The organism is Stenotrophomonas maltophilia group sp. vghtpe118, from assembly GCF_052605195.1.
The window spans coordinates 3,518,811-3,538,912 of record NZ_CP199672.1 but is presented as its reverse complement, the minus strand read 5'-3'; the positions used below and the strand labels follow the sequence as shown (position 1 = coordinate 3,538,912).

The window sequence follows — 20,102 nt, the reverse complement described above, 5'->3', positions numbered from 1 at the left end:
GGTCCGCTACCTTCTACAGCGGTGCCACGCCCCCTGTTTGCCTGAAGCCAGGAGATGACCCGATGTTGGACGCCAACCTGCAGTCGCAGCTGAAGACCTATCTGGAGCGCGTGACCCGCCCGATCCAGATCACCGCGCACGCCGACGACGGCGCCAAGTCGCAGGAAATGCTGGAACTGCTGCAGACCCTGGAAAGCCTGTCGGACAAGATCACGCTGCAGGTCCTGCGCGATGGCCAGGGCCGCGTGCCGTCCTTCGACCTGGGCACGCCGGGCCAGGACATCCACCTGACCTTCGCCGGCCTGCCGATGGGCCACGAGTTCACCTCGCTGGTGCTCGCCCTGCTGCAGGTCGGCGGCCACCCGTCCAAGGCCACCGCCGAGCTGATCGAGCAGGTGCAGAACCTGGAAGGCGAGTACAGGTTCGAAACCTACTTCTCGCTGTCCTGCCAGAACTGCCCGGACGTGGTGCAGGCGCTGAACCTGGCCGCGGTGCTCAACCCGCGCATCCAGCACGTGGCCATCGATGGCGCCCTGTTCCAGGACGAAGTCGAGAAGCGCGAGATCATGTCGGTGCCGACCGTGTACCTCAACGGTGAAGTGTTCGACCAGGGCCGCATGACCCTGGAGCAGATCGTGGCCAAGCTGGACACCAATGCCAGCAAGCGCGATGCCGAGAAGATCGCCGCCAAGGACGCCTTCGACGTGCTGGTGGTGGGCGGTGGCCCGGCCGGTGCTGCAGCGGCGATCTACGCCGCGCGCAAGGGCATCCGTACCGGCATCGCCGCCGAGCGTTTCGGTGGCCAGGTGCTGGACACGATGGCCATCGAGAACTTCATCTCGGTGAAGGAGACCGAAGGCCCGAAGCTGGCCACGGCGCTGGAGCAGCACGTGCGCGAGTACGAGGTGGACATCATGAACCTGCAGCGCGCCAGTGCGCTGGTGCCGGCCGGCGAAGACGGCCTGGTGCAGGTGCAGCTGGAGAACGGCGCGGTGCTGAAGTCGCGTTCGGTGATCCTGTCCACCGGCGCGCGCTGGCGGCAGATGAACGTGCCGGGCGAGGACCAGTACCGCAACAAGGGCGTGGCCTACTGCCCGCACTGCGATGGTCCACTGTTCAAGGGCAAGCGCGTGGCGGTGATCGGCGGCGGCAACTCCGGTGTGGAAGCGGCCATCGACCTGGCCGGCATCGTGTCGCATGTAACCCTGCTGGAGTTCGATTCCAGCCTGCGTGCCGACGAAGTGCTGCAGAAGAAGCTGCGCAGCCTGGGCAACGTCACCGTGCTGACCAGCGCACAGACCACCGAAGTGCTCGGCGACGGCAGCAAGGTCACCGGCCTGGTCTACAAGGACCGCATCGGCGGCGATGCCCACCGCGTCGAGCTGGAAGGCATCTTCGTGCAGATCGGCCTGCTGCCCAACACCGAGTGGCTGAAGGATGTGGTGGCGCTGTCGCCGCGCGGCGAGATCGTCATCGACGACCGCGGCCAGACCAACCTGCCGGGTGTGTTTGCTGCTGGCGATTGCACGACGGTGCCCTACAAGCAGATCATCATCGCCATGGGCGCCGGCTCGACCGCCGCACTGAGTGCGTTCGACCACCTGATCCGCTCGTCGGTGAGCAACAGCAGCGGTGCCGTTGCTGAAGCGGCCTGATCCACCGTTCCCAGATCACCGGGAACATTGTCTGCCTGTCGGGTAACCACGCCGTCAGCCGGTCCGTTACCCCTGGGGTGTAAGGATGAACCTACGTGATCTGAAGTACCTGGTAGCCCTGGCCGACCACAAGCATTTCGGCCGGGCTGCCGCGTCCTGCTTTGTCAGCCAGCCGACGTTGTCCACGCAGATCCGCAAGCTGGAGGAAGAGCTCGGCCTGCCGCTGGTGGAACGCGCACCGCGCAAGGTGATGCTGACCCCGGCCGGCCAGGAAGCAGCCGCACGGGCGCGGGTGATCGTGTCCGAAGTGGAACAGCTGAAGGAAGCGGCGCGACGCAGCCGCGATCCGGAAGCCGGTACGGTGCGCCTGGGGATCTTCCCGACCCTCGGCCCGTACCTGCTGCCGCATGTGATCCCGCGCATCCGCGAGCGCTTCCCGGAGCTGGAACTGCTGCTGGTCGAGGAAAAGAGCGATGTGCTGCTGGACCGCCTGCGCGAAGGCAAGCTCGACGCTGCATTGCTGGCGCTGCCGGTGATCGACGAACAGCTGCATGCCGAGTTCCTGTTCGAGGAACCGTTCCTGCTGGCCGTCTCCGGTCGCCACCCGCTGGCACGTCGCGAGCACCTGGACGTGCAGGAACTGGCCACGCAGAAGCTGCTGCTGCTGGAGGACGGCCATTGCCTGCGCGACCAGGCGCTGGAAGTCTGCCGCCTGTTCGGCGCCAACGAGAAGTCCGAGTTCCGCGCCACCAGCCTGGAAACGCTGCGGCAGATGGTCGCCGCCGACGTCGGCATCACCCTGCTGCCGAGTCTGTCGGTGCAGCCGCCAGTGCCGCGCTCGAACAACATCCGCCTGCTCGACTTCACCGGCGAAGGCCGTCCCAGCCGCCGCATCGCCATGATCTGGCGCCGCAGCTCGGCCATGAACGACTTCCTGATGGACCTGGCCGACCAGTTCAAGCGCCTGCCGCAGGCGCTGTTCACGCTGGAGGCGCTCGATGCCGGCAGCGATGCACCGGCCCTGCCCGGCCCGGCGCTGAACGGCTGAACCCCTGCAGCACCGGCCCGGAATCGGCAGGAGTCGATTCCGGCCGCATTTGTCCCCACAATACAGACAGGCGGCGCCAGCAGGTGCCGCCTTTTGCATGGCTTTCAACCAAGGAGCGTCACCATGAACACCGCCAGCGGCCTGCCGCCGTCGATCACCGTTTCTACCTTCGACATGGACCGCCTGGACGCCATGCTCGAATCTCCCGCGCTGAGCCAGACGCCTGCCGCGCTCGCGCTTGCTGAAGAACTCAACCGGGCCACCGTGCTGGCACCGGACCAGATTCCCGAAGGCATCGTCATGATGCATTCGCGCGTGGAGTGCGAAGATGAAGTGTCGGGCGAAAAGCACGTCCTGACCCTGGTCTTCCCCCGCGAAGCCAACGTCGATGAAGGCAAGGTTTCCGTGCTGGCCCCGGTCGGCAGTGCCCTGCTCGGCCTTTCGATCGGCCAGAGCATCGACTGGACCGCGCCCGGCGGCCGCAAGCTGCGCCTGCGCGTGACCGCGGTCCACAACGACCGCCCCTGATTACCGCTGCGCACCGCGCGCGATTCGATCCCCCTGTCCCAGGAGCCGTAATGAGTACCCCGTCCAAACTGTCCCAGCTGCGCGAACTGTCCGTGGTTGTTGCCGATACCGGTGACTACGAGGCGATCAAGCGCCTGCAGCCGGTGGACTGCACCACCAACCCGACCCTGGTGAAGAAGGCGCTGGACCTGCCGGTCTACGCCGAGCTGATCGAACGCGAACTGGCCTGGGGCCGCCAGCAGACGGGCGACCGCGAAGCCGTGGTGCACGCCGTGGCCGACCGCCTGACCATCGGCGTCGGCGCGCTGCTGAGCACGCTGGTGCCGGGCCGGGTGTCCACCGAGGTGGATGCCGACCTGGCTCACGACACCGCTGCCACCGTGGCCAAGGCCCGCCAGTTCATCCAGATGTACGCCGACGCCGGCGTGCCGCGCGAGAAGATCCTGATCAAGATCGCCGCGACCTGGGAAGGCGTGGAAGCCGCGCGCATCCTGCAGGCCGAGGGCATCGACTGCAACCTGACGCTGATCTTCAACCCGACCCAGGCGCTGGCCTGCAGCGAAGCCGGGGCGTTCCTGATCTCGCCGTTCGTCGGCCGCATCCTGGACTGGTACGTGGCCAACGGCCAGGCCCCGGCCACCATCGATGAAGACCCGGGCGTGAAGTTCGTGCGCGGCGTGTATGCCGAATTCAAGCGTCGCGGTTCGCCGACGGTGGTGATGGGCGCCTCGTTCCGTTCGACCGCGCAGATCGAAGCGCTGGCCGGCTGCGACCGCCTGACGATTTCGCCGGACCTGCTGGAAAAGCTGGACGCCGACCACGGCGAGCTGCCGCGCAAGCTGGTGGCCGGCGCCGCCGATGGCACGGCGGTGACACCGATCGATGCGGCGAAGTTCGCGGCGGATCTGGCGGCCGATCCGATGGCGACCGAGAAGCTGGCGACCGGCATCGATGCGTTTGCCAAGGATCTGGAAGCGCTGCGCGAGCGGATCCGCGCGGCACTGTGAGGATTCCGGCCAACGGCTGAGCCCCTCGTGGCGGGGGGCTCAGAGCAAAAGCCGTGCTGGGTCGGGCGGGTTGGGTTCGCGGGAGACGCCGTGAATCCATCCCTGGAGGCTTGGCCGCCGCTTGCTCGTGTGCGCTGTCCTGCGCACACGGCAAGACCGGGGTTGGGCGTCCTGCCCAACCCGCCCGAGGCATGCCTCGGGCCCATGCGGCTCACGCCCCTGCACGGCCTACCCACCACGCCTTCGACAGTTTCCTGCGGCCGCCCGCCACGGAAGAAGGAAAGAAGAGCAACAGCGGGTCGCGCGCTTCGCTTGCTTGGAGCGGAGCATGGCTCCGCTCTACAGAAAGCACTGCAGGATCAAACAAAAAGGACGCGGCAAACGCCGCGTCCTTTTTGTTTTTCTTCAGTTCGTCAGTAACCCATGCTCTTGCCCACCGTCACCGGGAAACTGTCGAAGGTGGGACGGGGGCGGCTGGCAGGACCGTTGGCGCCATGGATGGCGCCATCGAGCCCCCATGGACGGGTTTACGGCGTGTCCTGCCAGCCGCCCCCGTCCCGCCCAACCATCAGCAACCCAGAGCCGCTTTGGCTGTTGATGTTGATGTTGACGTTGCCCGCCGCAGGCGGACCACCGCGCGTCAGCGCGGCGCCTCCACATCCACCCCGATCGGGCAGCTCACGCCGGTGCCGCCGATGCCGCAGTAGCCGTTCGGATTCTTCGCCAGGTACTGCTGGTGGTAGTCCTCGGCGTAGTAGTACGCCGGTGCCGGGTACACGATCTCGGTGGTGATCGGGCCGTAGCCGGCCGCAGCCAGCTGCGCCTGGTAGGCCTCGCGGCTGGCCAGCGCGGCCTTGTACTGGGCCTCGTCGGTGGCATGGATCGCCGAGCGGTACTGGGTGCCGGTGTCGTTGCCCTGACGCATGCCCTGGGTTGGATCGTGGCTTTCCCAGAACAGCTGCAGCAGCCGCTCCAGGCTCACCACCGCCGGGTCGAACACCACCTGTACCACTTCGGTGTGGCCGGTCAGGCCCGAGCAGACCTCTTCATAGGTCGGGTTCGGCGTGATGCCGCCTGCATAGCCGACCGACGTGCTGTACACGCCCGGCTCGGTCCAGAACTTGCGCTCGGCGCCCCAGAAACAGCCCAGCGCAAAGCGGATCTGCTGCAGGCCGGCGAAACGGTCCTTCAGCGGATGGCTGTTCACGAAGTGCTGGTTGCTGTGCAGCGGCAGTGGTTGGTCACGCCCCGGTAGCGCCTCTTCCGGGCGCGGCAGGCGCTGCTTGAAGGCGCCGATGCCGAGGATGCCCTGGCCAATTCCCAACATGATGCGCTCCTACGCCGGAAGGCCGGCAATGTCGTCTGCATCGGAAATGGGGTCGGACGGGGCCTGGCCCAAGTCCAGCGCCGCTACGATGTCCTCGGCCTGCGGCCGCGCCGCATCGGGGATGCCGACCCGCAACACGCCAAACAGCGGCAGCTCGCCCATCCCGCCCAGCAACTGCTCTCCGAACACGAACGCGGGGATACCGGCGTCTTCCAGGGCGTGCTTGACCAGATGGGCGTCGAACAGGTTGTCGGCCTTGTACACGATGTGCATGTGGCGGCTCCTCGGGGCAAGGGTCCAGCATACGCCTGGGGGCTGAATGGTGGAGAGGGCGGGACCCGAGAGTTGCCGGCCAGCGGCCGGCACTACCGGAAGACGCCGGGTATTGCCGGCCGCTGGCCGGCAACCCCGGCAGTTCTGCCCGGTACGCGCTAGACTGTTGGTCTTTCTGCCTTTCTTTTCGCCGACTCATGTCCGAGCACACCCCTGCCAGCCCCGAGACCCCCGCCGACAGCCACGAGAAGCGCGATTTCATCCGCCAGATCGTGCGCGAGGACCTGGCCAGCGGAAAGCACCAGGCGATCAAGACCCGCTTCCCGCCGGAGCCGAACGGCTACCTGCACATCGGTCATGCCAAGTCGATCTGCCTGAACTTCGGCATCGCCGGCGAGTTCAGCGGCGTCTGCAACCTGCGCTTCGACGACACCAACCCGGCCAAGGAAGATCCGGAATACGTGGCCGCGATCCAGGACGACGTGCGCTGGCTGGGCTTTGAGTGGAACGAGCTGCGCCATGCTTCGGACTACTTCCAGGCCTATTACCTGGCCGCCGAGAAGCTGATCGAACAGGGCAAGGCCTATGTCTGCGACCTGTCGGCCGAAGAAGTGCGCGCCTACCGCGGCACCCTGACCGAGCCGGGCCGTCCGTCGCCATGGCGCGACCGCAGCGTCGAGGAAAACCTCGACCTGTTCCGCCGCATGCGCGCCGGTGAATTCCCGGATGGCGCGCGCACCCTGCGCGCGAAGATCGACATGGCCAGCGGCAACATCAACCTGCGCGATCCTGCGCTGTACCGCATCAAGCACGTCGAGCACCAGAACACCGGCAACGCGTGGCCAATCTACCCGATGTACGACTTCGCCCATGCGCTGGGTGATTCGATCGAGGGCATCACCCACTCGCTGTGCACGCTGGAATTCGAAGACCACCGCCCGCTGTACGACTGGTGCGTGGACAACGTCGATTTCGCCCATGACGACGCGCTGACCCAGCCGCTGGTCGATGCCGGGCTGCCACGCGAAGCGGCCAAGCCGCGCCAGATCGAGTTCTCGCGCCTGAACATCAACTACACGGTGATGAGCAAGCGCAAGCTGATGGCGCTGGTCACCGAACAGCTGGTGGACGGCTGGGAAGACCCGCGCATGCCGACCCTGCAGGGCCTGCGCCGCCGTGGCTACACCCCGGCCGCGATGCGCCTGTTCGCCGAGCGCGTGGGCATCAGCAAGCAGAATTCGCTGATCGACTTCAGCGTGCTGGAAGGCGCACTGCGCGAGGACCTCGACAGCGCCGCACCACGCCGCATGGCGGTGGTCGATCCGGTCAAGCTGGTGCTGACCAACCTTCCGGAAGGCCACGAAGAACTGCTGACCTTCAGCAACCACCCGAAGGACGAGAGCTTCGGCAGCCGCGAAGTTCCGTTCGCCCGCGAAGTGTGGATCGATCGCGAGGACTTCGCCGAAGTGCCGCCGAAGGGCTGGAAGCGCCTGGTGCCGGGCGGCGAAGTGCGCCTGCGTGGCGCCGGCATCATCCGCTGCGACGAAGTGATCAAGGATGCCGACGGCACCATCATCGAACTGCGCGGCTGGCTCGATCCGGAATCGCGTCCGGGCATGGAAGGCGCCAACCGCAAGGTCAAGGGCACCATCCACTGGGTCAGCGCCGTGCACGGCGTGCCGGCCGAGATCCGCCTGTACGACCGCCTGTTCTCGGTGCCGAACCCGGATGACGAATCGGAAGGCAAGACCTACCGCGACTACCTGAACCCGGAGTCGCGCCGTACCGTCACCGGCTATGTCGAGCCGGCCGCAGCCAGCGCCGCACCGGAGCAGTCGTTCCAGTTCGAGCGCACCGGCTATTTCGTCGCCGACCGCCGCGATCACACCGAAGCCAAGCCGGTGTTCAACCGCAGCGTGACCCTGCGCGACACCTGGTCGGCCTGAGGACCTGCGCGGGCGCCGGGATGGCGCCCGCACACTTCCGACGATGATCACCGCCCTGTCCGCCCTGCTCTGGTTCATCTCGCAGCATCCGCTGCTGACGTTCTTTGCAGCAATGGTGTTGGCCGGGCTGGTCTCGTGGTGGCGGCGTTCGCCGGTCTACGCCATCGTGGTGTTTCCGCTGGCGATGCTCAACATCTTCCTCGGCAGCTTCCTCAACGCCACTTTCCTCAATGCGGTCGGCGAGCGCGGTGAAGCCGTGATCGTGAAGGCCGAGGAAACCAATTCCACGCTCAACGAACAGTACATCTGGCGTTACGAAGCGGTGTTGCGCACCGCCAAGGGCCGCGACGTGGAGGTGGTGTTCCATACCAACACCGCCTCGCTGTGGCCGCTGGAGAACGCCATCCGTATCCCTGCGCAGGACCAGCCGTTCGTCGTGAAGTACACGCCGGGCTTCCCACGCAACTTCGTCATCCTCACCAACGAATCGCCGCACGGCATCGCGCAAGCCCGTGCCAGCGCGCGCGAGCGGGTGGAGGTGGCGGCGCGCAAGCTGCACTTCAGCCCGGGCAATGCCGGTTTCCGCGCGGACTATCGCCGCGAGCTGGAAAGCTGGCTGCGCGACCACGGCAACGACCCGCAGCAGCAGTCCGACGCGCAGCGCTATCGCGCCGAACTTGACGCGCTCGACCGCTAGCACCAGGCCCGGCCTGGATGCTCCACCCGATCCATCCACAGGCCCGACATGACCACGACGTCCACCGCCCTCCTCCCACTGCTGCAGCAGGCGCTGCAGGACGCCAGCGTCGCCAGCCGCATCGACGGCAACGCGCTGCTGCTGGACAGCGGACTGCGCCTGACCCCGCATGCGATGGCCGCACACGCGCGCGACAACGGCGGCTGGCAGACCTCCACCGTCATCGAAAGCCAGCATCCGCTGCTGTTCGCTGACGGCCTGTTCGAGTACCAGCACGCCAACGGTACCGATGAACAGGCATCGCTGCTGGCCGGCTTCCAGGCCTGGGCACGGGTGGACCTGGTGACCCTGCAGACCGCGATCGGCGCCGAAGACGCACAGGGCCTGCCGATGATGGGCCTGACCTATCCGGCCGGCGATGACGGCCAGGAACACGAACGCACCGTGGTGCTGGGTCCGCTGGCGCATTACCGCGAGCACGAGGTGGACGCCAGCACCTGCAGCGAGGACGACCATGGGTCCTGTCCGTGCTGCCTGTTCACCAGGAGCATGGACGCCTTCGACGAACTGCTGAAAGCGCGCCCGTTCCTGGCCATCCGCCTGTTCGCCTCGCGCGATGCCGATGGCCTGTGCGAGGCCGATTGCCGGGTCAATGGCCACGACTTCGCCGCTGCCCTGCCATTGCTGCGCGCGTATGCCGCCAGCTGGCCGCAGGCCGGGCTGGAGTTCCGCAAGCAGTACGTGGTGATCCGCACCGGCTCGCCCGGCTGACCCACCGCCACACCCGATACAGGCCGGTGCGGCTACACTGCGCGCCGGTTTCCCAAGCAACCGCATTTTCTTCCATCCCTACGAGGCACCCCCGCGATGCTGTACGCGCAAGTCCACCTGACCCTTCCCGCCTGGATCCACGACCAGATCGACCTGGATCGTCGATATCCGGGCGATGAGGCCAAGGTCGCGCTGGCGATCGAGCTGTCGCGGTTGAACGTCGAGCACGCCAGTGGCGGCCCGTTCGGCGCCGTGGTGTTCGGCCCGGATGACAAGGTGATCGCCGCCGGCGTGAACCGGGTGATGCCGCACGCCACTTCGCTGGCGCATGCCGAGAACATGGCCTACATGCTGGCCCAGCAGCGCCTGCAGACCCCGCGCCTGAACGCGGTGCTGTCGCCGGTCACCCTGGCCACCAGTTCGCAGCCATGCTGCCAGTGCTACGGCGCCACCGTATGGGCGGGCATCGACCGCCTGCTGATCGGTGCCAGTGCAGCCGACGTCGAAGAACTGACCCCGTTCGACGAAGGCCCGCTGCCGGCCGACTGGGTCGGCGAGCTCAACAAGCGTGGCATCGAAGTGGTGCAGGGCCTGAACCGCGACGCCGCGCGCAGCGTGCTGCGTGCCTATGGGGAAAGCGATGGCGCCCGTTACTGAAACCGGCATCGGCCTGCTGTGCCTGTGCCGGCAGGGTTTCGAGCCCGAGCTGGCAGGCGAACTGCAGTTCCGTGCCGGCGAAGCCGGTTTCGCCGGTTATGCGCGCACCCAGCGCAATGACGGCTACGTGCTGTTCATGTGCGACGAGGCCGCGGCGCTGGCACCGCGCCTGCGCTGGCGCGAACTGATCTTCGCGCGGCAGAAGCTGGTTGTGCTCGCTGAGCTGCCACAGCTGGATCCGGCCGACCGCATCACGCCGATGCTGGAGGTGCTGGCCGATGCGCCGCGCTTCGGCGACCTGTGGGTGGAGCATCCCGATTCCGACGCTGGCAAGCCGTTGTCCGGGCTGGCGCGTGCCTTCTGCAACGCGCTGCGCCCGGCGCTGCGCAAGGCCGGCAAGCTCAGCGACAAGCCGAACACCCGCCTGCCGCGCCTGCATGTGGTGTTCGTCGATGGTACCCACGCCTTCGTCTGCGTGGCCGACCCGGCCGACAGCGCGCCGTGGGCACTGGGCATTCCGCGCCTGAAGCTGCTGCCCGAAGCGCCTTCGCGTTCGGCGCTGAAGCTGGACGAAGCGCTGCTGACCCTGCTGACGCCGGAAGAACGCGAGACGCTGGCCAAGCCCGGCATGCGCGCGGCCGACCTTGGCGCCGCCCCAGGTGGCTGGACCTGGGTGCTCACCCGGCAGCACATGCACGTGCTGAGCATCGACAATGGCCCGCTGCGCCAGTACGTGCTGGACACCGGCCTGGTCGAGCACCTGCGCGCCGATGGCTTCCACTGGCATCCGGAACAACCGTTGGACTGGATGGTCTGCGACATGGTCGAGCAGCCGCGCCGCGTCGCCGAACGCATGGCCACCTGGTTCCGCGAGGGCTGGTGCAGGCATGCGATCTTCAATCTGAAGCTGCCGATGAAGAAGCGCTGGGACGAGACCCGGCTGTGCCTGGACCTGTTCCAGGACCAGGCCGGCAAGCCGCTGGTGGTGCGCGCCAAGCAGCTCTATCACGATCGTGAAGAGATCACCGTGCTGGCCTCGCCGCTGCGCTGATCCGTCATCGGCGGCACAGGTTGCCGGGAGTACGCTCCCGGTACCCTCTGGCAAGGAGCCTGTCATGAACCTTCCCCGTTCCGCCGTGCTGGTGGCCACCCTGCTGGCTTCGGTACCGGCGATGGCCCAGCATGGTCCGTCCACCCCTGCGCAGAGCCAGCCGCTGGGCCCGACCGGCGGCGCCATCCGTCAGCAGCCCCTGGATGCCGGCCGCGTCACCGGCAGCGTCGATATTCCGCAGCCGGCCGGCGAGGCACAGGTGACCGTGCGCTCGCTGGAACCCAGCAGCGTGGTTGGCCAGTACCGCATCCGCTTCAGCGACCTTGACGTGAATGGCGACGGTTTCATCAGCCGCGAGGAAGCACAGGCCAACCCGGCGCTGGCCGATGAGTTCAATGCGTTGGACGTGAAGCGTCGCGGCAAGCTGGATCGTGCAGACCTGGCCGGTTGGCTGGTGGATTGAAAAAGGGGACGGAGGGGATTAAGTCGTATGTGCACATACGACTTAATCCCCTCCGTCCCCTTTTTTGATCACCGACGGCGCGCGCACGATCCGCTATCGGTAGGTGCCAAAGCGGCGTCCCGTGGTTGGTAACACGCCAGCGACGCCCGTCGCGTCGTGCGGTCTGAATTCCGGTCAGACGCCGGCGGCGCGCTTCCAGAACGCCTGCACCAGCGGCGGCCATCGGCCGACGCAGCCCAGCGCACGGCCCCGGGCCAGGGTCAGGTGCATTTCGTCGTTGGAGAACAGGCGGTTGATCGCATCGAAGCTGTAGGCGGCGATGTGGTTGTCGCTCCGCCGTTCACGTGCCCAGCGCTGCAGGCGCTGCGGCGACAGCCGCGGTTGGCCGCGGCGCTCTGCCGAGGGTGCCAGCCACTGCTGCAGGGCGGCGACATCACGCAGCCCCAGGTTCACGCCCTGCCCGGCCAGCGGATGCACCACATGCGCCGCGTCACCCAACGCCAGCACACGACCGGCCACGTAGTGACGGGCCAGCTGGCGGCGCAGCGGGAATGCCGCACGCGATGAGGCCAACCGCAGCTCACCCAGGCGTGCCGCGAAGGCGCGGGTCAGTTCGCGGTTGAAGCTGTCCTCGTCCAGCGCCAGAACACGCGCCGCCTCGTCCTCGGGCAGGGTCCAGACGATCGAGCTGCGGCGTTCGGCCACCGGCAACAACGCCAGCGGCCCGCTTGGCAGAAAGCGCTGCCAGGCCGTGGCCTGGTTGGGAAGATCGCTGTCCACGTAGGCCACCACGCCACGCTGGTGGTAGTCATGGCGTTCCACCTCGATCCCGGCCAGCTGGCGGAGGGTCGATTCGGCGCCGTCGGCGGCCACCGCCAACGCCGCTTCCAGGCGACGCCCGTCATCCAGGCGCAGGCGCACGCCGTCCTCGTCCTGCTCCAGCGCGTCCACCCGTGCCGGGCAGTGCAGCTGCACACCCGCCGCCGGCAGCGCCGACCACAGGCGGTCCTGCAGCAGCCCGTTCTCGACGATGTAGCCCAGTTCGCGACGGCCGAAGCGATCGGCGTCGAACAGCAGATCCTCGCCACCGGCAGCGTCCCACACCTGCATGCGCCGGTAGGGCCATGCACGGGCCTGCGCGATCGCCGGCCACACACCAAGACGATTCAGCAGCTGTACGTTGTCGGCAGCGAAGGCGAACACGCGCAGGTCCGGCTGTGCGGCCTGCCACGGCGCCGGTTCGCGACCTTCCACCAGCGCCACCGACAGGCCAGCATCAGCCAGCGCCAGCGCACACGCGGCACCGACCACGCCACCGCCGATGATGGCCACATCAAGACGCGCGCGCCGGCTCATGCCGCTTCTCCACGGCACAGCCGCGGCACCTCGCCGCGGAAGCCCATCGCACCACCGACCAGCATCGATTGCACCGAGGCGCGCTGCGCGGCCACCAGGCCGAGGCTGCGCAGCGGCCGCATCAACGGCGCCGGATTGCTGGTCAGGCGCGCAAGCCCGCCGGAGAACGCCACCGTCTGCCGGCGGTCCTCTTCGCGGCGCGCGACATAGGCCTGCAGCAGTGCATCGCTGCCGGCATCCTCATGCGCATCCTCCAGCAGTTCAGCCAGGGTCAGCGCATCGCGCAGGCCCAGGTTGAAGCCCTGCGCCCCCAGCGGATGGATGGTCTGCGCGGCATTGCCGAGCAGCACCGCGCGCTCTCCGGCCAACGCGCGCGCCAGCACCTGGATGAGCGGATAAGCACTGCGCGGGCCGGATTCGAGCAGCCGGCCGGCGCGCCAGCCGATCGCGTTCTGCAGGCGTTGCAGCCAAGCCGCATCGTCCAGCGCCATCACCGCATCGGCCTGGTCGCGCGCAACACCGTGCACGGTGCCGAAGTGGCGATCACCACGCGGCAGCAGGGCGGTCGGGCCGGTATCGGTGAAGCGCTCCCAGGCGGTGCCGTCCGGCGCGCGCTGGCTGCGCACGCGGGCCACGAACAGGGTCTGCTGGAAATCATGGCGGTCGACCTCGATGCCGAGCGCGCCGCGCACGCCACTGGTCGTGCCATCGGCCCCCACCACCAGCCGGGCCTGCAGCACGCGTTCGCCGGTCTCGTCGGCCACCCGCACCTGGCGGTAGCCATCGACCACCTCGCCCAGGCCCAGGAAGCGCATGGGCCGGTAGCGCCGCAGCCGCGGCAGCTCCTGCAGGCGCGCTTCCAGCGCCTGGCCGAAGTCCCGCGCCACCACCACCTGGCCGAACCACGGCCGGTCGTAGTCGGAAGCCTCCAGCTGCACGCGGCCGAAATCGCCGGCGCGGCTGACGTGGATGCGGCGGATCGGGCCCGGCGCCATCGCCAGCTTCTGCATGACACCCAGCGCGGTCAGCGCATTGACCGTGGCAGCGGCAAAACTGAGGTTGCGCTGGTCGAATACCGCCGGCAGCTCGCCGGCCGGGCTGGCCTCGAGCAGGCCCACATCGCGGCCCAGGCGGTCCAGGGCGATGGCCAGGCTGGCACCGACCAGGCCACCACCGACGATCAGCACGTCATGTCGTTCACTCATGATGTTCATGATACGCGCTCGCCCTGCCCGAACACCCAACATCACCCGACCTGCGCCAACCGGCGCGGCGGGCTAGAATGAAACCTGAATCCGCTCCGGGCCCGCTGCCATGTCCGCCACCGCCAACCGCGCCTTCGTCCTGTCCGTCCTTGTGCTGTTGCTGGCGGCGACCCGGGTCAACCACTTCGCGGCGATCCCCGATGCCTCCTGGGCGGTGTTCTTCATCGGTGGCTTCTACCTGGCCACGTGGACACGCTGGGCGTTTCCGCTGTTGATGGTGTTCGCCGTGCTGGTGGACTGGATCGTGATCCGCAGCAGCGGCCTGGATTTCTGGCAGCACTACTGCGTGTCGCCGGGTTACTGGCTGCTGCTGCCGGCATACTTCTCGCTGTGGGCCGGCGGCATGCTGCTGGGCCGCAACTACCAGGGCGCACGCTGGCCGGTGCTGGCCAAGGGTACGCTGCTGCTGGTGGCCTCGGTGGCGGTCTGCCACCTGCTGGCGCAGGGCGGTTTCTACTGGACCACCCGCAACGTGGCCGAGCCGACGCTGGCCGGCTGGGCGCAGAACTACGCACAATGGTTCGGCCCCTACCTGCGCACCACCGCGATCTACGTGGCGCTGGCGGCGGCATTGCAGCTGGCCGTGGAGCAGGTACTGAAGCTCCAGCAGGCCCGCCGCGACATCCGGCACTGAGCCGCGCCATGGGTCATCGCCTCTCGCGCATCTATACCCGCACCGGCGACGACGGCAGTACCGGCCTCGGCGACGGCCAGCGCGTCGGCAAGGACGACGCCCGGGTGGCGTCCTACGGCACCGTCGATGAAGCCAACGCTGCGCTTGGCCTGCTGCTTGCCACCGCGCTGCCCGAGGATGTCCGCGCGCTGGTGGTGCATCTGCAGCACCAACTGTTCGACCTGGGTGCCGAGCTGTGCATCCCCGGCCACGCCGCCATCCACGCCGCCGATGTCTCGGCACTGGAACAGCAGCTGGACCACTACAACGCCAACCTGCCGATGTTGAAGGAGTTCATCCTGCCGGCCGGTGGCGAGGCCGCCGCACGCTGCCACCTGGCCCGCACCATCGTCCGCCGCGCCGAGCGCGAGACGGTCACCCTGGCCCGCCACGAAGCCGTGCGCAGCGAGGCGTTGCAGTACCTCAACCGGCTGTCGGACCTGTTGTTCGTGCTGGCCCGCGTACTGGCCCGCGCCGACGGCCATGGCGAAGCGCTGTGGCAGCCACAGCAGCGCCAGCGCTGAGTCGGCACGATGCTGGTCTTCACCCATCCGTCCTGCCTGCTGCATGACCCCGGCCCTGGCCATCCGGAGTGCCCGCAACGCCTGCAGCATGTGCTCGATGCCCTGCACACCGCGTTCCCCGGCCAGCTGGACTGGCGCGAGGCGCCGCCGGCCAAGTTCGGCGAACTGACCCGGGTCCACGACAGCGTCCTGCTCGACTTCGTGCTGCAGCCGCAGACCGCGCCGCTGCGCCAGCTGGACATGGACACCTGGACCTCGCCGGGCTCGGCCAGTGCCGCCGTGCACGCCGCCGGCGCCGGGGTGGCGGCGGTCGATGCAGTGATGCTGGGCGAGGACCCGCTGGCGTTCTGCGCGGTGCGGCCCCCGGGCCACCACGCTACCAGCAGCACGGCGATGGGCTTCTGCCTGCTCAACAACATCGCCATCGCCGCCGCCTATGCCCGTGACCGCCATGGGCTGGAGCGGATCGCGGTGGTCGATTTCGATGTCCACCATGGCAACGGCACCCAGGACATCTTCCAGCACGACGCCCGGGTCTCCTACTACAGCACCCACCAGGCCGGGCTGTTCCCCAATTCGGGCCTGCGCCGCGACCGCGGTGCCGGCAACCTGATGAACATCCTGCTGCCCCCCGGCAGTGGCGGTTTCCGCTTCCGCAACGTGTGGGCCGACGAGATGCTGCCGGCCATCGACGACTTCCGCCCGCAGCTGCTGCTGATCTCGGCCGGCTTCGATGCCCACCTGCGCGACCCGCAGGCCGACCTGATGCTGGAAACCGACGATTTCGCCTGGATCACCCGGGAACTGCATGCGCTGGCGCGCCGCCATGCGGCCGGCCGGGTGGTCTCGATGCTGGAAGGCGGCTATGACCTGCAGGCCCTTGCCGAGTGCAGCGTGGCCCATGTCCGGGCCCTGCTGCTGCCCCCTCCCGGCAGCGTCTCCGGATGAACCCGAGCCGGCAGGCTCCCGCGTCCTTCATTGCCCCTATGCAAGGGATGGGGCAAGCTACCGTCCGTTTTCGCCCGAATCCGAACCGCGTGCGCCGAGCCCTCCGCCTGCTTCCCCTGCCTCTGAGCATCGCCATCTGCCTGCCGGCAATGGCCGATGAAAAGCCGCTCAACTGGGGCCTGTGCCCGGCTACCGACGTGATTCCCGCGTTCACCGATGCCCCCACCCCGGTCCCGGGGCAGGACAAGGCCGCCGCCAGCGCTGCGCGCGAGCAGCAGCCGACCGACATCGAGGGTGACCAGCTGCTGGGCACGACCACCGTGCCGCAGTACGAAGGCAACGTGGCCCTGCGCCGCGGCGACCAGTTCGTCGGCACCGACAAGCTCAGCTTCGATACCGAGAGCGGCAACTACATCGCCGACGGCAATGTCCGCTACCAGGACTCCTCGATCCGCATGGTCGCCAAGCGCGCCGAGGGCAACCAGGAAAGCGACACCCACAAGATCACCGACATCAAGTACCAGCTGGTGTCGCGCCGCGGCAACGGCGATGCCGAGTCGGTCGACCTGCAGGGCGCGGTCGGCCAGATGCACCGCTCCACCTACACCACCTGCGACCCGTCACAGCCGGTGTGGAAACTGTCGGCGCCGCAGATCGAAGTGGACAACGACGAGGGCTTCGGCACCGCCCGCAACGCCGTGCTGCGGATCGGCAAGGTACCGGTGCTGTGGGCGCCGTACTTCAAGTTCCCGATCGACGACCGCCGCAAGACCGGCCTGCTGTTCCCGCAGCTGGGCATGTCCGGGCGCAACGGATTCGACTACGCACAGCCGATCTACTTCAACCTGGCGCCGAACTACGACGATACGTTGACCCCGCGCTACATGAGCCGGCGCGGCCTGATGCTCGACAACGAGTTCCGCTATCTCTACAACGGCGGCCGCGGTGAACTGCTGACCGCGTTCATGCCCAACGACAAGCTGCGCGACCGCGACCGCGGCCGGGTGATGTTCAGCGGTTACCACAACGTGGATAGCCACTGGCAAGCCCGTGCGAACCTGGCCTGGGTCAGCGACGAGCGCTATGTCGAGGACTTCGCCAACCGCCTGGTCGGGGTGACTGCCTCGAACCTGCAGAGCACCGTGGGCCTGTACGGCACCGGCCGGAACTGGACGGCCGGCATCATGGCCGACCGCTGGCAGCTGACCGACTACACGCTCAATGAAAGCGCGCTGCCGTACAACCGCCAGCCGCGCCTGTACCTCAACTGGGACAAGCCGGTCCTGCCGTGGCTGGAAACCGGCATCTATGCCGAAGCCGTGCGCTTCACCCACGACGACATCAACTTCAAGTACGGCGCCGATGCCGGTGAGGACCTGCAGTACACGCGCAACGGCCAGACCCAACGCATGTACGGCGGCTCGCGCCTGGACGTGAAGCCGTACGTGTCGTTCCCGATCAGTGGCGCGGCCTGGTACGTCACCCCGACCCTGGCCTACCGCTACACCGGCTACGACTTGGACCAGGGCCTGGCTGACAGCGTCCGCCGCAACGTGCTGGCCTCGCAGGGGATCGACCCGAACACCGCCACGCCGGAACAGCTGCGAGGCAACACCTCGCCCAGCCGCAGCCTGCCGATCGGCAGCATCGACGCCGGCCTGTTCTTCGATCGCGAGACCACGATCGGCGGCAAGTCATTCCTGCATACGCTGGAACCGCGTCTGTTCTACCTGCGCACGCCGTACCGCAACCAGGACGAGCTGCCGATCTTCGACACCCGTGACTTCACCTTCAGCTGGGGCCAACTGTTCCGCGACTCGCGCTACACCGGCGCCGACCGCCAGAACGATGCCAACCAGCTGACCCTGGCACTGGGCACCCGCTTCATCGACCAGACCACCGGCAAGGAACGCTTCTCGGCTGCCATCGGCCAGATCCAGTATTTCGACGAGTCGCGGGTGACCGTCACTCCGGGCGGCGCGCCGGTGGAAAAGGGCAAGTCGGCGTGGATCGCCGACGGCAACTACATGATCAACGACCGCTGGACCCTGGGTGCCACCTACCAGTGGGACCCGAAGTACAAGCGCGAGGATCTGGCCAGCGTCCGTGCCCGCTACCTGATGCCCAACGATGGCGTGATCAATCTCAGCTACCGCTACCGCATCAACTCGGGCGCCCCGGCCACCGCCAACAAGCACGACCGTACCCTGCTGGAACAGGCCGACCTGTCGTTCCTGTACCCGCTGAATGCGCGCTGGAGCCTGGTCGGTCGCTACTACTACTCGCTGCAGGACAAGGAACCGCTGGAAATCATCGCCGGCGTCCAGTGGGACAGCTGCTGCCTGGCCGTGCGTGCGGTCGCCCGCCGTTACGTCCGCAACCGCGAAGGCGAGATGAACAACGCCATCCAGCTGGAGTTCGTGCTCAAGGGCCTGAGCTCCCTGGGGCAGGACACGGACCGTACCCTGCGCCGTGCTATCCTCGGCTACAACCGCGACGACCTCTATCTCGTGCCGCCGAGCAACACCGGGGCGACCCGGGATGACTACGATCCGAACCTGATCCCATGACCAAGCGCTTCCCCGTTCTTCTCGCCTCGCTGCTGGCGGTGTCCAGCGTGTCCGCCCCCCTGCAGGTGCTTGCCCAGGAGGCGCAGCCGCTTGACCGCATCGCTGCCGTCGTCGATGAGGACGTGATCCTGCAGAGCGAGCTCCAGCGTGCGATCGCCAACATCAAGGCGCAGTACGCTGGCCGCGAAAACCAGCTTCCGCCGGAAGACGTGCTCAGCCGCCAGGTGCTCGAACGCCTGGTGCTGGTCAAGCTGCAGGTGGCCCGCGCCCAGGGCAGCGGGATCCGTGTCAGCGACCAGGAGCTGAACCAGGCGATGAACGCCATTGCCCAGCAGAACGGTTCGAACCTGGACGCGCTGCGCCAGCGCCTGGCCCATGACGGTATCGATTTCAACGATTTCCGTGCGTCGGTGCGTGACGAGATCACCGTGCAGCGCCTGCGCCAGAGCTTCGCGCAGAGCCGCATCAGCGTCAGCGAGGGTGAAGTCGACGCCGCGCTGAAGCAGCAGGCCGCGGTAGGCAACCAGTACCACCTGGCGCACATCCTGATCGCCCTGCCCGACGGTGCCAACGCCGACCAGATCGCCACCGGCCAGAAGAAGGCCGATGGCGTGAAGGCCCTGCTGGACAAGGGCGAGCTGGACTTCAACGCGGCGGCCGTGCGCTATTCGGACAGCCCGAACGCACTGGAAGGCGGCGATCTGGGCTGGCGCAGCCTGGATGAAATCCCGCAGGCCTTTGCCCAGTTGATGGAAAAGATGAAGCCGGGCGAGGTGGTCGGCCCGATCCGCGGCCCGAGCGGCTTCCAGCTGCTGAAGCTGGTGGAAGTGCGTGACAGCAGTTCCGCCGCCGGTGAGCAGACGGTCACCGAGTACCACGGCCGCCACATCCTGGTCCGCGTGGACGACAACCAGACCGATGCCGCTGCCAAGGCCAAGATCGATACCCTGCGCGCCCGCATTGCTGGCGGCGCCGACTTCCAGACCGTTGCCAGGGAGTCTTCCGAGGACAACAACAGCAAGGGCCAGGGCGGTGATCTCGGCTGGTTCCCGGCTGACGCGTTCGGTCCGGCCTTCGGCCAGCAGGTGAGTGGCCTGCAGGATGGTGGGGTCAGCCAGCCGTTCCGCACCGACGCCGGTTGGCACATCGTGCAGCGCGTGGCGACCCGCCAGACCGACGTGACCACCGACAACCAGCGTGCCCAGGTCCGCGAGACCATCGGCCGTCGGAAGCTGGAAGACGAGTACAACCGCTTCCTGCAGGAACTGCGTGGCGAAGCCTACGTCAGTTTCCGCAGCGGCGACCGCGCGGAAAACACCGCCACTCCGCCGCAGTCCTGACCG

At 67.7% G+C, this 20,102-nt stretch carries 19 protein-coding genes; 15 read left to right on the top strand and 4 right to left on the bottom strand.

Annotated elements, in window-relative coordinates; translation table 11 throughout:
- The first annotated feature begins 62 nt into the window (after positions 1-62).
- The 4 genes from ahpF (at position 63) to ACUDTM_RS16060 (ending at position 4,238) form a co-directional block, all read left to right on the top strand.
- The gene (gene ahpF, locus ACUDTM_RS16075) at positions 63-1,655 is read left to right on the top strand and encodes an alkyl hydroperoxide reductase subunit F (protein WP_088497416.1); all 1,593 of its coding nucleotides are present in this window, start codon (positions 63-65) and stop codon (positions 1,653-1,655) included.
- An 85-nt stretch (positions 1,656-1,740) separates the two neighbouring features.
- Complete coding sequence (locus ACUDTM_RS16070) at positions 1,741-2,703, top strand: LysR substrate-binding domain-containing protein (RefSeq protein WP_111008012.1); 963 nt, start codon at positions 1,741-1,743, stop codon at positions 2,701-2,703.
- 123 nt (positions 2,704-2,826) lie between these two features.
- The gene (gene rnk / locus ACUDTM_RS16065; protein ID WP_049414505.1) at positions 2,827-3,231 is read left to right on the top strand and encodes a nucleoside diphosphate kinase regulator; all 405 of its coding nucleotides are present in this window, start codon (positions 2,827-2,829) and stop codon (positions 3,229-3,231) included.
- A 50-nt stretch (positions 3,232-3,281) separates the two neighbouring features.
- Positions 3,282-4,238 (top strand): transaldolase, encoded by a 957-nt coding sequence (locus ACUDTM_RS16060; RefSeq protein WP_061480133.1) that lies wholly within the window; start codon positions 3,282-3,284, stop codon positions 4,236-4,238.
- A gap of 640 nt (positions 4,239-4,878) precedes the next feature.
- Here the strand turns inward: ACUDTM_RS16060 and msrA are convergent.
- Entirely contained in the window at positions 4,879-5,544 is a 666-nt protein-coding gene (gene msrA, locus ACUDTM_RS16055; protein WP_181503452.1) for a peptide-methionine (S)-S-oxide reductase MsrA, read from the bottom strand.
- A gap of 30 nt (positions 5,545-5,574) precedes the next feature.
- A complete protein-coding gene (locus ACUDTM_RS16050) occupies positions 5,575-5,838 on the bottom strand; it encodes a putative signal transducing protein (RefSeq protein ID WP_005415362.1) in 264 nt (87 codons plus the stop codon).
- Positions 5,839-6,035: 197 nt separating this feature from the next.
- On the opposite strand from ACUDTM_RS16050, the gene ACUDTM_RS16045 reads away from it, so the two are divergent.
- The 6 genes from ACUDTM_RS16045 (at position 6,036) to ACUDTM_RS16020 (ending at position 11,423) form a co-directional block, all read left to right on the top strand.
- Positions 6,036-7,784 (top strand): glutamine--tRNA ligase/YqeY domain fusion protein, encoded by a 1,749-nt coding sequence (locus tag ACUDTM_RS16045; RefSeq protein ID WP_111008393.1) that lies wholly within the window; start codon positions 6,036-6,038, stop codon positions 7,782-7,784.
- A 43-nt stretch (positions 7,785-7,827) separates the two neighbouring features.
- A complete protein-coding gene (locus ACUDTM_RS16040) occupies positions 7,828-8,481 on the top strand; it encodes a hypothetical protein (RefSeq protein WP_111201120.1) in 654 nt (217 codons plus the stop codon).
- Between the two features lie 48 nt (positions 8,482-8,529).
- Positions 8,530-9,252, top strand: a complete 723-nt coding sequence (locus ACUDTM_RS16035; protein ID WP_445391410.1) for a DUF6348 family protein — start codon at positions 8,530-8,532, stop codon at positions 9,250-9,252.
- 96 nt (positions 9,253-9,348) lie between these two features.
- Positions 9,349-9,909, top strand: coding sequence for a nucleoside deaminase (locus tag ACUDTM_RS16030; RefSeq protein WP_005415358.1), 561 nt, complete (start codon positions 9,349-9,351; stop codon positions 9,907-9,909).
- Complete coding sequence (gene rlmM, locus ACUDTM_RS16025) at positions 9,893-10,960, top strand: 23S rRNA (cytidine(2498)-2'-O)-methyltransferase RlmM (protein WP_445391409.1); 1,068 nt, start codon at positions 9,893-9,895, stop codon at positions 10,958-10,960. Before ACUDTM_RS16030 ends, rlmM begins: the two co-directional genes overlap by 17 nt.
- A 64-nt stretch (positions 10,961-11,024) precedes the next feature.
- Positions 11,025-11,423 (top strand): hypothetical protein, encoded by a 399-nt coding sequence (locus tag ACUDTM_RS16020; protein ID WP_072167892.1) that lies wholly within the window; start codon positions 11,025-11,027, stop codon positions 11,421-11,423.
- A gap of 174 nt (positions 11,424-11,597) precedes the next feature.
- Here ACUDTM_RS16020 and ACUDTM_RS16015 read toward each other — a convergent pair whose 3' ends face one another.
- Both ACUDTM_RS16015 and ubiH read right to left on the bottom strand, forming a co-directional pair.
- Complete coding sequence (locus ACUDTM_RS16015) at positions 11,598-12,779, bottom strand: UbiH/UbiF family hydroxylase (protein ID WP_088496055.1); 1,182 nt, start codon at positions 12,777-12,779, stop codon at positions 11,598-11,600.
- Complete coding sequence (gene ubiH, locus ACUDTM_RS16010) at positions 12,776-13,984, bottom strand: 2-octaprenyl-6-methoxyphenyl hydroxylase (RefSeq protein ID WP_053500463.1); 1,209 nt, start codon at positions 13,982-13,984, stop codon at positions 12,776-12,778. Before ubiH ends, ACUDTM_RS16015 begins: the two co-directional genes overlap by 4 nt.
- A 109-nt stretch (positions 13,985-14,093) precedes the next feature.
- Here ubiH and ACUDTM_RS16005 point away from each other — a divergent pair, with 109 nt between their 5' ends.
- From ACUDTM_RS16005 to ACUDTM_RS15985, 5 genes are all read left to right on the top strand, one after another.
- Positions 14,094-14,678, top strand: coding sequence for a hypothetical protein (locus ACUDTM_RS16005; RefSeq protein WP_069139530.1), 585 nt, complete (start codon positions 14,094-14,096; stop codon positions 14,676-14,678).
- An 8-nt stretch (positions 14,679-14,686) separates the two neighbouring features.
- Positions 14,687-15,241, top strand: a complete 555-nt coding sequence (locus ACUDTM_RS16000; RefSeq protein WP_072167889.1) for a cob(I)yrinic acid a,c-diamide adenosyltransferase — start codon at positions 14,687-14,689, stop codon at positions 15,239-15,241.
- A 9-nt stretch (positions 15,242-15,250) separates the two neighbouring features.
- Positions 15,251-16,189 (top strand): histone deacetylase family protein, encoded by a 939-nt coding sequence (locus ACUDTM_RS15995; RefSeq protein WP_353080558.1) that lies wholly within the window; start codon positions 15,251-15,253, stop codon positions 16,187-16,189.
- Positions 16,190-16,278: 89 nt separating this feature from the next.
- Positions 16,279-18,759 (top strand): LPS-assembly protein LptD, encoded by a 2,481-nt coding sequence (gene lptD, locus ACUDTM_RS15990; RefSeq protein WP_353080557.1) that lies wholly within the window; start codon positions 16,279-16,281, stop codon positions 18,757-18,759.
- Positions 18,756-20,099, top strand: coding sequence for a peptidylprolyl isomerase (locus ACUDTM_RS15985; protein WP_151355186.1), 1,344 nt, complete (start codon positions 18,756-18,758; stop codon positions 20,097-20,099). Before lptD ends, ACUDTM_RS15985 begins: the two co-directional genes overlap by 4 nt.
- The last annotated feature ends 3 nt before the right edge of the window (positions 20,100-20,102 follow it).